Annotated in this window: 16 protein-coding genes; 12 read left to right on the top strand and 4 right to left on the bottom strand. The window is 64.5% G+C overall.

Annotation, left to right across the window (positions count from 1 at the left end; all coding sequences use genetic code 11):
* Positions 1-1185: 1185 nt before the first annotated feature.
* The 3 genes from SAS01S_RS20085 (at position 1186) to SAS01S_RS20095 (ending at position 2657) form a co-directional block, all read left to right on the top strand.
* Positions 1186-1491, top strand: a complete 306-nt coding sequence (locus tag SAS01S_RS20085) for a glycine zipper 2TM domain-containing protein (RefSeq protein WP_066812726.1) — start codon at positions 1186-1188, stop codon at positions 1489-1491.
* Between the two features lie 64 nt (positions 1492-1555).
* Positions 1556-1984: an OsmC family protein gene (locus SAS01S_RS20090; protein WP_066812727.1), complete on the top strand. Its 429-nt coding sequence runs from the start codon at positions 1556-1558 to the stop codon at positions 1982-1984.
* A gap of 106 nt (positions 1985-2090) precedes the next feature.
* Positions 2091-2657: a glycine zipper 2TM domain-containing protein gene (locus SAS01S_RS20095; protein WP_084239268.1), complete on the top strand. Its 567-nt coding sequence runs from the start codon at positions 2091-2093 to the stop codon at positions 2655-2657.
* A gap of 63 nt (positions 2658-2720) precedes the next feature.
* On the opposite strand, the gene SAS01S_RS20100 is transcribed toward SAS01S_RS20095, so the two are convergent.
* Positions 2721-3083: a hypothetical protein gene (locus SAS01S_RS20100; protein WP_066812728.1), complete on the bottom strand. Its 363-nt coding sequence runs from the start codon at positions 3081-3083 to the stop codon at positions 2721-2723.
* Positions 3084-3136: 53 nt separating this feature from the next.
* A complete protein-coding gene (locus tag SAS01S_RS20105) occupies positions 3137-3358 on the bottom strand; it encodes a hypothetical protein (protein ID WP_066812729.1) in 222 nt (73 codons plus the stop codon).
* Positions 3359-3472: 114 nt separating this feature from the next.
* Between SAS01S_RS20105 and SAS01S_RS20110 the strand changes: the two genes are divergently transcribed.
* The 7 genes from SAS01S_RS20110 (at position 3473) to SAS01S_RS20140 (ending at position 8582) form a co-directional block, all read left to right on the top strand.
* Positions 3473-4255, top strand: a complete 783-nt coding sequence (locus SAS01S_RS20110; RefSeq protein ID WP_066812758.1) for a hypothetical protein — start codon at positions 3473-3475, stop codon at positions 4253-4255.
* Positions 4256-4588: 333 nt separating this feature from the next.
* A complete protein-coding gene (gene crcB, locus SAS01S_RS20115; RefSeq protein ID WP_245657036.1) occupies positions 4589-4960 on the top strand; it encodes a fluoride efflux transporter CrcB in 372 nt (123 codons plus the stop codon).
* The gene (locus SAS01S_RS20120) at positions 4957-6228 is read left to right on the top strand and encodes an RluA family pseudouridine synthase (protein ID WP_066812740.1); all 1272 of its coding nucleotides are present in this window, start codon (positions 4957-4959) and stop codon (positions 6226-6228) included. Before crcB ends, SAS01S_RS20120 begins: the two co-directional genes overlap by 4 nt.
* Before the next feature lie 161 nt (positions 6229-6389).
* On the top strand, positions 6390-6986 hold the full coding sequence (locus SAS01S_RS20125; protein ID WP_066812743.1) for an FMN-binding negative transcriptional regulator: 597 nt from the start codon (positions 6390-6392) through the stop codon (positions 6984-6986).
* 8 nt (positions 6987-6994) lie between these two features.
* Positions 6995-7654, top strand: a complete 660-nt coding sequence (locus SAS01S_RS20130) for an HAD-IA family hydrolase (RefSeq protein WP_066812745.1) — start codon at positions 6995-6997, stop codon at positions 7652-7654.
* On the top strand, positions 7651-7902 hold the full coding sequence (locus tag SAS01S_RS20135) for a hypothetical protein (RefSeq protein ID WP_066812747.1): 252 nt from the start codon (positions 7651-7653) through the stop codon (positions 7900-7902). The genes SAS01S_RS20130 and SAS01S_RS20135 overlap by 4 nt, the downstream gene beginning before the upstream one ends.
* Positions 7899-8582 (top strand): ATP12 family chaperone protein, encoded by a 684-nt coding sequence (locus SAS01S_RS20140; RefSeq protein ID WP_066812748.1) that lies wholly within the window; start codon positions 7899-7901, stop codon positions 8580-8582. The genes SAS01S_RS20135 and SAS01S_RS20140 overlap by 4 nt, the downstream gene beginning before the upstream one ends.
* Positions 8583-8767: 185 nt before the next feature.
* Here the strand turns inward: SAS01S_RS20140 and gmk are convergent, their stop codons facing one another.
* Both gmk and SAS01S_RS20150 read right to left on the bottom strand, forming a co-directional pair.
* Complete coding sequence (gene gmk / locus SAS01S_RS20145; protein ID WP_066812749.1) at positions 8768-9424, bottom strand: guanylate kinase; 657 nt, start codon at positions 9422-9424, stop codon at positions 8768-8770.
* A 31-nt stretch (positions 9425-9455) separates the two neighbouring features.
* Entirely contained in the window at positions 9456-9659 is a 204-nt protein-coding gene (locus tag SAS01S_RS20150; RefSeq protein ID WP_084239266.1) for a hypothetical protein, read from the bottom strand.
* 265 nt (positions 9660-9924) lie between these two features.
* On the opposite strand from SAS01S_RS20150, the gene SAS01S_RS20155 reads away from it, so the two are divergent.
* Complete coding sequence (locus tag SAS01S_RS20155) at positions 9925-10197, top strand: ArsR/SmtB family transcription factor (protein ID WP_245657037.1); 273 nt, start codon at positions 9925-9927, stop codon at positions 10195-10197.
* Positions 10194-10673 carry an SRPBCC family protein gene (locus SAS01S_RS20160; RefSeq protein ID WP_066812754.1) on the top strand — a complete coding sequence of 160 codons (480 nt, stop codon included), beginning with the start codon at positions 10194-10196 and terminating at the stop codon, positions 10671-10673. Before SAS01S_RS20155 ends, SAS01S_RS20160 begins: the two co-directional genes overlap by 4 nt.
* Positions 10674-10764 lie beyond the last annotated feature (91 nt).

Raw genomic sequence — 10764 nt, forward strand, 5'->3', positions numbered from 1 at the left:
TCTTCTTTCTTCTTTTGAACTTTAGTTGCTCGGAAGAAGGAAGAAGACCCTCACCCAACCCTCTCCCGCTTGCGGGAGAGGGTTAAAAGAAATGGGGCCGGAGTATCGGAGGGGACAAGGGTGGACAGCCGACTATGTCGCAAGCCCCCAAACGCAATTGGGGAGCCGGTGTTGCCACCGACTCCCCTGTCGCCGGACTTCGATCCGCTCGCCACGTCTTGCGACCTGGCCGCGCTTTCTGGTTTCGGCGGCTCGCTACGCCCGTGCTGTCCGAAGACGGCGCCAGGTTTCGCGCTTTGCTCCGTTCGGATCGTCTTGCGACGTTCCTCCCTTTGCACCGCTCCGATCGAACTGTCCGAAGACACTTCTTCCTTCGCGGATCGCTCCACCCCTCAGACCCGAAAGTCCCTGGAATTTCGCTTCTTGCTTCGTTCGGATCGTCTTGCGACGTTCTTCCCTAGGCGCCGTTCCGGCCGAACCACCCAAAGGCATTTCGTCCATCGCGGCTCGCTCCACCCGGCCGGCCCGAAAGCTGCCCCGGCATCGCTCCGTTCCACTCGGTTTGATCCGAAGACCCACCTGAGCTTCCCGGGTCGGTCGTCGGGGCCGGGCGCGATCATCCGAAGACTCTCAGCAACCCGACCACCGGCGGCCTACGAAGATAGTTTGCCGAAGCATCCTGTCTTCGCTTTGTCGCCTCGGTGCCCTTTTATGTCCCCGGTTGCCCGGTTCGATGAACAGCGTTCCGTTGCGACCCGCGATCATTCCGCCCGAAAGCTTCCTGATCCCGTTCGGTCCGTCAGATGCATAGTCCGGCCGTCGCGCTTGCGCGCTCCATTCGGACGCAGCAGCGCTGCCGTCCCTACCTCGAAACCGCCTTCCTCCCCTTGCGGGTCAGATGCATCTTCTCGAAGATCAAGTTCTTGAACTTTCTTCCGATTTCTCGGTGAACCGCTCTCGTTCTCGATGTCATCATGCTGTCACCAAAGCCGAGTCGCACCAAGCATGAAACACCTATCGGAGCCTGTGGATAACGTGGATAACGTGCACAGATGGCAGAAGCGTTGAAACAAAGTGTCGCGCGATTATTTCGTCCCGGATTCGGCACGCCATGCAACTCAATCGCCGCGAGAACGTTACGGACCCGGCATTGAATCACATCCACTACGAAGCAAGGGAAATACTATGCGTAAAATTCTGCTCGCGCTCAGCGCAGCGTCGATGGTCACTTCGATGGTCGTGCCGCTCACCCAGGCCGAGGCTCGTCGCCACCAATATCGCGAATGGCGCGGTCGTGACGGCCGCACCTATTGCCGCCACTCGAACGGCACCACCGGGATGGTGGTCGGCGGCATTACCGGCGCGCTGGTCGGTAATGGCGTTGCGGGTCGCGGCGACAAGCTGCTCGGCACCGGTGTTGGTGCCGTGGCTGGCGTGTTCGGCGGCCGGGCGATCGACCGGACGATCACCGCGAAGCGTCGTTGCCGCTAAGGCGACAAGGCTAAATGGGGCGCGGTTCGCAAGGACCGCGCCCTTCTTCGATGAGGAACGCACCATGCCCACACGCAGCGGCTCGGCAAAATATGAAGGCTTCGGCAAGGACGGCGTCGGCCATGTCTCGACCCAATCGGGCGTCCTCAGCGACCAGAAATACGGATTCAACACGCGCTTCGGCGACGAACCCGGCACCAATCCCGAAGAATTGATCGCCGCGGCGCACGCCAGCTGCTTCACCATGGCGCTCAGCTTCGCGCTCGCTCGCGAGGGTTTTACCGCCGGCACGCTCGAAACCAGCGCCAAGGTGACGCTCGACAAGCAAGGTGAAGGGTTCGCGATCACGCGATCGGACCTGACCCTCGCTGCGCATATCGAGGGCATCGATGGCCCGCAGTTCGAGCGGATAGCCGCTGACGCCAAGGCCAATTGCCCGGTGTCGAAGGTGCTCAATGCTGAGATTACGCTGACCCACACGCTCAACGGGTGACTCGGCCTCAACTGTCGCCCAGATGAACGCGAGGTAGTTTCACGTTCACGCAACCTCCCGGCCGCGCGGTTTGTTTTAATCGCACCCAAACAACGGGAGACTGATGATGCGACGGCTAATCATGGCCGCCCTGGCCAGCAGCGTGACGATCGCCCCGATCGCGGCAATGGCTCAGGACAACCCGAACCAAGCCCGCAAGGAATATCGCGACGAGGTTCGCGACGCCAACAAGGATTACCGCAAGGATTTGCGTCACGCCGACAATTGGCGCGACGTGCAGCGCGCCAATCGCGAGCGCAATGGCGAGATCCGAGACGCGCGCAGGGATTATCGCAGGGATACCCGCGATTGGCGGCGATATCGCTCGTACGACTGGAATCGCACCGAGCCGGGCCAGCGATATTATTATGCTGACCGCTATTATCGCGATGGCAGCTATTATCGCCCCTACCGCCTGAGCCGCAACGACCGCGTCTATCGCGGCAATGACGGCCGCTATTATTGCCGCCGGTCGGACGGCACGACCGGGCTGATCGCCGGCGCTGCATTGGGCGGCCTTCTCGGCAACTCGCTGTCGAACGGTCGTTCGGCCACCTTGGGCACCCTGCTCGGGGTCGCCGGCGGCGCGGTGCTGGGCTCGTCAATCGACCGCGGCCGGGTGCAGTGCCGCTAAACGGGGCAAGCGCTCAGGAGAGGAATGCGAGGGTCCGGCGGCAAGCCGGACCCTCGTCCCGCATCAGCTTCCGCTCGCCGCCGGCGTGGTGCCCTTGAAGCTCAACGTCACGAACGAATCGTCGCAGACGTTGACCGCCGGAAATGTCGTCACGCTCTTGTCGACGAAGGTGACCTTGATCTCCCATTTGCACTGGGCTCCGGTCTTGTCGAAATGGATGGTGGCGCGGCCGCTGGCCTTGATATTCTTGGGCTTTTCGCCCTCTTCGACCTTGTTGGGCTGCCATTGATTGGCACCCAATGGCGACAGCTCGACCAGGGTGATTTCCTTGCCGGTATTGTTGGTCAGGATGAAGTCCAGGGCATCGGCATAGGCCGGAGCGGCAAGCCCCAACAGCACGACAGCCACCCCGTAACGGTAGCGCATCAGACGTCCCCTATTGCCTCCCGCCTCTTAGCGGACGGGCGCGCGGGACTATCTTACAGGATGCCGCCGCCGAGGAACAGGCGGAACGCAGCGATCGCCATCAGGACGAGGTTGATGATCAGCCCCGCCTTGTTCTTCGACAGCGCGCCGAACAGCAGCCCGACCGCGCCGATCAACAGCCCCAGCCAGTTCAGCCAGCCGAGGAACGGGATCAAGGCGACGAGCGTGACGACCAGCAGGATCACGCCGATGATGATCGAGAGCACATTGAGCATGCCGCGTCATATGTGTGCAATACACTTCGGGCGCAAGTCCAATGTCATCATCATAGGCCGTTTCTTAACCACTTCGGGGGCATGGCGAGCGCCGAACCGATCGGAGTTTTTTGGGTGGGCATCACCTTTCGCAATCTGGCTTGGGCGCTCGCCCCGCTCGCGCTCGCCGCGTGTGGATCGAAGCCGCCCGCCGACAGCAATATCGACTCGCTCGATGCAGAACTGGCCGGCGGCAACACGACTGGCAATAGCCGCGACCCGGCGATGATGAGCGCGCTCCAGGACCAGATCATGGTCGATCCCGCGCTAACCGGTCAGGCCAACAACGACGCCGTCCGTCCGCCACAACAGCCTTATTCGGGGGCGACCCCGCCCGATTCGGTGGCGCCGTCCAAGACCGACGGCGCCAACGTCGCCGACGGTACCGGTTCGTCGAGCGGCGGCAGCAAGCCGGCCCCCGCCCCGGCCCGGGACTGCCCGCAATGCAAGGTGAAGCGCGATTCGGTGACGCTCGGCGCGCTGGCGCAGCGCCAGGCCGACAAGCGCACATCGGGCTGCGCGCGTGGCCTGCAATATTCAACCGCCTGGGTGCAGCGCCTGCCCAGCGATATCCCGCTCTATCCCGATGCCCGCGTCGACGAAGCGGCGGGCGTCGCCGGCAATGGCTGCGCGCTCCGCGTCGTCAGCTTCTCGACCGCGGCGTCGGTCCAGAGCGTGATCGATTATTATTATGGCCGCGTCACTGCCGCCGGCTATTCGGCCGAACATCAGGCCGATGGCGGGCAACATGTGCTGGGCGGCGTCCGCGGCAAGGACGGCGGCGCCTATGTCATTTATGTCGAAAAGCGCGGCGACGGCAGGACCGAAGTCGATTTAGTCGCAAATAACGGGAACTGATCGGGTTCTCATCTCTTCTAGCCGCTTCAGCATCGACGCGAGCTCACCCTCCCGATAACGGACAGCAAGGGTCACGCCGTTCGCGTCGATGTTGAAACCGATCACCACAAAGTGGTGATCGCCCCGGCGTAGGCCGGGGTCTGGCGCCGCAAGCACCCAACCAAACTTCGTCATGCCGGGTTCGTCCCGGGATCCAATTGGCAACAACGGCTGGTTTCCGATATGGAAGTTTGGCCCCCGGAACACGTGTGGTGCGACGATTAGCTTGGTGCCCGCAATCTCTCCCCCAACCCCGCATTTGTTCATCCGCCCGCGTGCGGCTACAGCGCGCGAATGAATTTCCTTCTCGTCATGGCGGGCGGTGCCCTGGGCAGCGCGGGCCGCTACCTGGTCGGCAAGCTGACGCTCGGCTGGCTCGGCCCGAATTATCCGTGGGGCACGCTCGCCGTGAACCTGATCGGCGGTTTCCTGATGGGCCTGCTCGCCGGTATGCTCGCGCGCACCGGCAGCAGCGAGCATACTCGCTTGTTGCTCGGCGTCGGCGTGCTCGGCGGCTTCACCACCTTCTCGGCCTTTTCGCTCGACACCGCGCTGATGATCGAGCGCGGGTTGTGGAGCGTGGCGATCGGCTATGCGCTCGTCTCCGTGATCGGATCGGTGATCGCGTTGTTCGGCGGCCTCTTTATCGTCCGGGCAGTGGCATGAGCGAGATCCGCACCTTCATCGTCGCGCCCGACGACGACGACATCCGGCTTGATCGCTGGTTCAAGCGGCATCTGCCCGACACCAGCTTCACCACCGTCGCCAAATGGGCGCGCACTGGCCAATTGCGTGTCGATGGCGCGCGCGCGGCGCCGGGCGACCGCATCGCCGCGGGCCAGACCTTGCGCTTCCCGCCGCCCGAGCCGGTCCCCGTCGCCGGCAAGCCCAAGCGCGAACGCCCGCCCCTCACCGATGACGAGATCGCCTTCGCGCGCGAATTGGTGATCCATCAGGACGCCCAGGCCTTCGTGCTCAACAAACCACCGGGACTCGCGACGCAAGGCGGGACCAAGACCCTTCAGCATGTCGACGGCCTGCTCGACGCGCTGCAGTTCGACAATGAAGGACGGCCCAAGCTGGTCCATCGGCTCGACAAGGACACGTCGGGCGCCCTGCTCGTCGCCCGCACCTCGCGCGCGGCGGCATTCTTCGCCAAGGCGTTTTCGGGCCGCACCGCCAAGAAGGTCTATTGGGCGCTGGTCGTCGGCGTGCCGTCGATCGAGGACGGCATGATCGAACTGCCGATCGCCAAGCAGCCCGGCACCGGTGGCGAGAAGATGCATGTCGACGAAGCCGAGGGCCAGCCCGCCCGATCGCGCTATCGCGTGATCGAACGCGCCGGCAATCGCGCCGCCTGGGTCGAGTTGCAGCCGTTCACCGGCCGCACGCATCAATTGCGGGTGCATATGGCGGCGATCGGCCATCCGATTGTCGGCGACGGCAAATATGGCGGCCCCGAAGCGTTCCTGACCGGCGGGATCAGCCGCAAGATGCACCTCCATTCGCGGCGTATCGCGGTCGACCATCCCGATGGCGGCAAGATCGACGTCGAGGCCGAATTGCCGACCCATTTCGCGGAAAGCCTGGCTGGACTGGGCTTCGACCAGATGGCGGGCAATATGATGCCGCTCGACGAACCGGCACCACCGACCAAGCATGAGAAAAAGGCCTGGGCGAAAGCGCACGCCAAGACCGTACGCAAGGAACGCAAAGGCGAACGCCGCAGCCGGGGTGCCGCGGTCGAACCGCGTAAAAGCGGGCCGCGCTCCAAGCCTGCAGGTGCCAAGCCCACGGGCCCCAAGACTTCGAGCGGCAAGCCTGCGGGTTCCAGATCGGCGGGTCCCAAGCCGGGCAGTCGCAAGTCGTCAGGCCCCCAGTCTTCGGGCCCCAAGCCCGCAAGCCCCAAGGGCCCGCCTCGCAGGGGCCGCTGAGAGTCACCTTATATGGTCGCCCCTTCCCCATCACCCCTCCCCGGCGAAGGCCGGGGCCCAGTTTCGGGCCGCTTTGTGGCGACGCGAGAAGCTGGATCGCACCTGACATCGCGACTGGGCCCCGGCCTCCGCCGGGGAGGCGTTGAAGGATTGGTCGCCTGATGCATCCCAATGCCGCGTTCCGCTGGGAAGATCGTGACCCCATGCGCGCGTTGGTCGCCGAGCTCGGCTTCGGCGCGTTGTTCTGCGCTACGCCCGACGGCCCGCGCGTCGCGCAGGTGCCGGTTGTGTGGCTCGACGACGCGACCCTCGGTCTCCACCTCGCGCGCGGCAACGGCATCGTCCGTCATCTCGACAGCGCGACCGCCTTGTTCGTGGCGCAGGGCCCGGACGGTTATGTCAGCCCCGATTGGTACGGGCTCGACCATAATCAGGTGCCGACCTGGAACTACGTCGCGGTCGAACTCGAGGGCACGATGCGGCGGATGGAGCATGACGCGCTGATCGCGCAGGTCGACCAATTGACTGCCCAACAGGAAGGCCGGCTCAACAAAACGTCATGGACGCGGAGCAAGATGGATCCGGCCATGTTCGAAAAGATGACCAGCGCGATTATCGGCTTTCGGCTGGAGATTGCAGCCTGGCGCGGCACATTGAAGCTCGGTCAGAACAAGCCCGAGGCGGCGCGGATGGCGGCCGCCGACGGGGTAGAGGCGTCGGGACGGCGCGGCATCGCGCACTGGATGCGCAACGCGTGAGCAGCCCAATGACCAGACTGGCGATCTTCGATTGCGACGGCACATTGGTCGACAGCCAGGCCAATATCTGCCGGGCAGTCGAGGAGGCGCTGACCGAGGCGCGGATCGAGGTGCCGTCACGCGACCGCATCCGCCGTATCGTCGGGCTGAGTCTGGTCGAAGCGATGCAGGCGCTGTTGCCCGACGCGTCCGACGTCGATCACCGGCGACTGGCGCAAGCCTATAAGGACAAATTTTTCGCGATGCGGACAAGCGGCGTGCTCGCCGATGAGCCGCTGTTCGACGGTATCGGCGCGATCGTTGAACAACTCGCCGGCGATGGCTGGATGCTGGGGGTCGCCACCGGCAAATCCGATCGCGGACTCGATCATATCCTGACTGCGCACGGCCTGAAGCACCATTTCGTCACGCTGCAAACCGCCGACCGCCATCCATCCAAGCCGCATCCGTCGATGATCGCTGCCGCGATCGCCGAGGCCGACGCGGACCCGGCGCGCACGGTGATGATTGGCGACACCAGCTTCGACATATTGATGGCGGTCAACGCCGGGGTTCGCGCCGTTGGCGTCGCCTGGGGCTATCATCCCGCGGACGAGCTGGTCGCCGCGGGCGCACATGGCGTGGCGCTTGCGGTCGCCGATTTGCCGCATCATCTGGAGGCACGATGACCGATTCCGCAATTCAGTCCCGCAATCGCTGGCTGATCATTACCGCGATTCGACTGATCGCCATCGCCGGCGCCGTGTTCGCGGTGATCCTGATCGGCCGGGCGCCGACCTGGCCGCCCAAAGTGCTGGGCGTCGCGATCGTGCTGTCGGCGCTCTACATGTCCTGGGCGGTTCCGGCCGCGCTCGCGCATCGCTGGCGCACGCCCGACGAAGACGCGCCCAAGCGGACGACCAAGACGCGGCGATGAAGCGGTTCTGGAAGCACGTGACGGTCGACGCCGAGCTCGTTGTTCGGCTCGACGATCGCCCGGTGCGCACGCCCGGCCGGGTGCCGCTGTTGCTGCCGACCGGCACGCTGGCGGAAGCGGTTGCCGACGAATGGCGCGGGGTCGCCGAGGATATCGATCCGCGCGCTATGCCGCTGACCGGGCTGGCGAACGCCGCGATTGACCGGATCGCCCCCGATCCCGCCGCGTTCGCCGCCGGTCTTGCCGTTTATGGCGAGAGCGACCTCCTCTGCTATCGCGCCGACAGCCCGCCCGATCTGACGGCCCGTCAGGCCGGCCTGTGGGATCCGCCGCTCGATTGGGCGCGCGACCGCTACGATGTCCATTTCGAGATCGTCACCGGTGTGATGCACCGGCCCCAGCCCGAGGCGACGATCGAGCGGCTGGGTGCCGCGATCGCCGCGCGGCGCGCGTACGAGCTGGCGCCGCTGTCGCCGATCGTCACGATCACCGGGTCGCTGGTGCTCGCGCTGGCGCTGGCGGAGTGCGCGATGGAGCCCGACGCCGTTTGGGCGGCGGCCAATCTCGACGAAGACTGGCAGGCCGAGCAATGGGGCGAGGACGATCTGGCGGTGAAAACGCGCGAAGCACACCAGCGCGAGTTCGAGGCGGCGGTGCGATTCCTGAGTCTCGCCGGCTAGCCCCTATTCGTCATGCCGGCCTTGTGCCGGCATCCACCGCGCAGCAAGCCCGATCGCTTCAGGATGTGCGGCACGGTGGATCCCGGGACAAGCTCGGGATGACGGTAAAGGTTTGAGGCCCGTTCGGACTTTAACCAAGCTCGGCCAGACTAAAACCGGCCGTGGCCAGGTCCGTCCCTAACCCCTCAATTATCTGGAAGCTTCCGAATAAACCCAATCAACCCGCGCTGGCGCGACCGCTTCAACCGTTCGGCGGTCAGGATCGTCTGGACGCAGGCGAAGCAATCGTCGAGATCGTCATTGACCAGGACATAATCATAGCCGTCCCAATGGCTGACCTCGGCCTGCGCGCGCTCCATCCGGCGCTCGATGATTTCCTGACTGTCGGTATTGCGACCCTCGAGGCGCTCGCGCAGCGTCTTCAGCCCGGGCGGCAGGATGAATACGCGCACGACGTCGCCGCCGGCGAGCTGGAACAATTGCTGCGCGCCCTGCCAGTCGATGTCGAACAAGATGTCCTGTCCGGCCTCGAGATCCTTGAACACAGTCTCGCGCGGCGTACCGTAGCGCTGGTCGAACACCCGCGCCCATTCGAGGAAAGCGTCGTCTTCGACCATGTCCTTGAACGTGTCGGTGTCGACGAAATGATATTCGCGCCCCTCCTGCTCGCCCGGGCGGATCGGCCGGGTAGTATAGGAGATCGACATCTTGAGGCGGCCGTTCTCTTCTGCCAGCAAGCGGTTGGCGATGGTCGATTTGCCCGCGCCCGACGGGGAGGACAAAACGAACATCAGGCCACGGCGCTTGAAGCCCGGCGGCTGCGAGGAACGGTGATCGACCATGCGCGCTAGTGGCTTGCGCGCGGGGGGCGCGTCAAGCGCTGGCGGGATCGTTCCGAAACTTGCGGATCAGATAACGCGCGCCGAGCGCTGCGCCGCCGATCACGATTGCGGCGGGTACGACACGCCGCGCGACTTTCCAAGTTGCGACCCCGGCGAGCGCGCCAAGCGTTCCGCCCTCGCCGTCGCGGCGGTCGATGTCACGGCCGATGGCAGCGGCAATTAGGTCTCCGATCACGCAGAATCTCCCTGAAGCATTTGTCATTGAAAGCCGGAGGGCGACGAAGGTTCCCAGACCGTCATCCCACCGAAAGCTGGGATCTCAAGCCGTATCGCGCCTTCGTCTGAGACCCCAGCTTCCGCTGGGGTGACGGAAAAAATGCGCAGGCGTATACTAAAGCACTTGCTAAAGTGTTTGAGCCATAATACTTAAGTGCATGCTTAACGAATCACCTTCCCTCGATCGCGTCTTCCACGCCCTCGCCGACTCCACGCGGCGGGCGATGGTGGAAAGGCTCGCGCTTCGGCCGATGTCGGTGAGCGAACTGGCGTCCCCCTTCGCCATGTCGCTTCCCGCTGTCATGCAGCACCTCGCGGTGCTCGAGGAATCGGGACTGGTCCGGTCGCACAAGGCCGGGCGGGTCCGGACCTGCCGCATCGACACCGAGACGTTCGGCCTGGTCGAACGCTGGACCGCCGATTGCCGCAGCGAGTGGGAAGGCCGGCTCGATAAGCTGGAAGACTATATCAACACCCTGAAAGGACAGCAGAAATGACCGAGAAGACGATCATCCGCCCGGAACCGCTCGTGATCGAGCGCCACTTCGATGCGCCCCGCGCCATCGTGTTCCAGGCCTGGACCACGGCCGAGCATATGAAGAACTGGTTCAGTCCCGAGCATTTCACTACACCAGAGGCGGTGATCGAGTGCCGTCCCGGCGGCCGCTTCGACCTCTGCATGCAGGCGCCCGACGGCCAGAAATTCTGGAACCATGGCCGCTTCATCGACGTGGTCGAGAATGAAAGCCTGTCGTTCGAGGCCGGCGCGCACGTCGACGACAGCGGCAACGCCCCGTTCGCGGTACGCACCTTCGTCACCTTCACCGACGACGGCGAAGGCTCGCTGATGTCGGTGCGCCAGGAATATGAAATCTACGACGAGTCGGCCAAGGCGATGATCGGCGGCGCGTCCGAAGGCTGGCGCACGACGCTCGACAAGCTCGAGCGTGAGGTCGCGCGGATCAAGGGCTAAAAGAAATCCTCCCCGTTTACGGGGAGGGGGACCAAGACGCGCAGCGGCTTGGTGGAGGGGGCCCAGCCCCGAGCGATGAACGTGTGGAGGG

It is taken from the genome of Sphingomonas asaccharolytica NBRC 15499 (assembly GCF_001598355.1).
Taxonomy (GTDB): domain Bacteria; phylum Pseudomonadota; class Alphaproteobacteria; order Sphingomonadales; family Sphingomonadaceae; genus Sphingomonas; species Sphingomonas asaccharolytica.

Bases quoted from the DNA above. Each gene is read 5' to 3' on its own strand.
- SAS01S_RS20085 (WP_066812726.1), top strand. From the start codon at position 1,186: ATGCGTAAAATTCTGCTCGCGCTCAGCGCAGCGTCGATGGTCACTTCG.
- SAS01S_RS20090 (WP_066812727.1), top strand. From the start codon at position 1,556: ATGCCCACACGCAGCGGCTCGGCAAAATATGAAGGCTTCGGCAAGGAC.
- SAS01S_RS20095 (WP_084239268.1), top strand. From the start codon at position 2,091: ATGCGACGGCTAATCATGGCCGCCCTGGCCAGCAGCGTGACGATCGCC.
- SAS01S_RS20100 (WP_066812728.1), bottom strand. From the start codon at position 3,083: ATGCGCTACCGTTACGGGGTGGCTGTCGTGCTGTTGGGGCTTGCCGCT.
- SAS01S_RS20105 (WP_066812729.1), bottom strand. From the start codon at position 3,358: ATGCTCAATGTGCTCTCGATCATCATCGGCGTGATCCTGCTGGTCGTC.
- crcB (WP_245657036.1), top strand. From the start codon at position 4,589: ATGAATTTCCTTCTCGTCATGGCGGGCGGTGCCCTGGGCAGCGCGGGC.
- SAS01S_RS20120 (WP_066812740.1), top strand. From the start codon at position 4,957: ATGAGCGAGATCCGCACCTTCATCGTCGCGCCCGACGACGACGACATC.
- SAS01S_RS20125 (WP_066812743.1), top strand. From the start codon at position 6,390: ATGCATCCCAATGCCGCGTTCCGCTGGGAAGATCGTGACCCCATGCGC.
- SAS01S_RS20130 (WP_066812745.1), top strand. From the start codon at position 6,995: ATGACCAGACTGGCGATCTTCGATTGCGACGGCACATTGGTCGACAGC.
- SAS01S_RS20135 (WP_066812747.1), top strand. From the start codon at position 7,651: ATGACCGATTCCGCAATTCAGTCCCGCAATCGCTGGCTGATCATTACC.
- SAS01S_RS20140 (WP_066812748.1), top strand. From the start codon at position 7,899: ATGAAGCGGTTCTGGAAGCACGTGACGGTCGACGCCGAGCTCGTTGTT.
- gmk (WP_066812749.1), bottom strand. From the start codon at position 9,424: ATGGTCGATCACCGTTCCTCGCAGCCGCCGGGCTTCAAGCGCCGTGGC.
- SAS01S_RS20155 (WP_245657037.1), top strand. From the start codon at position 9,925: ATGGTGGAAAGGCTCGCGCTTCGGCCGATGTCGGTGAGCGAACTGGCG.
- SAS01S_RS20160 (WP_066812754.1), top strand. From the start codon at position 10,194: ATGACCGAGAAGACGATCATCCGCCCGGAACCGCTCGTGATCGAGCGC.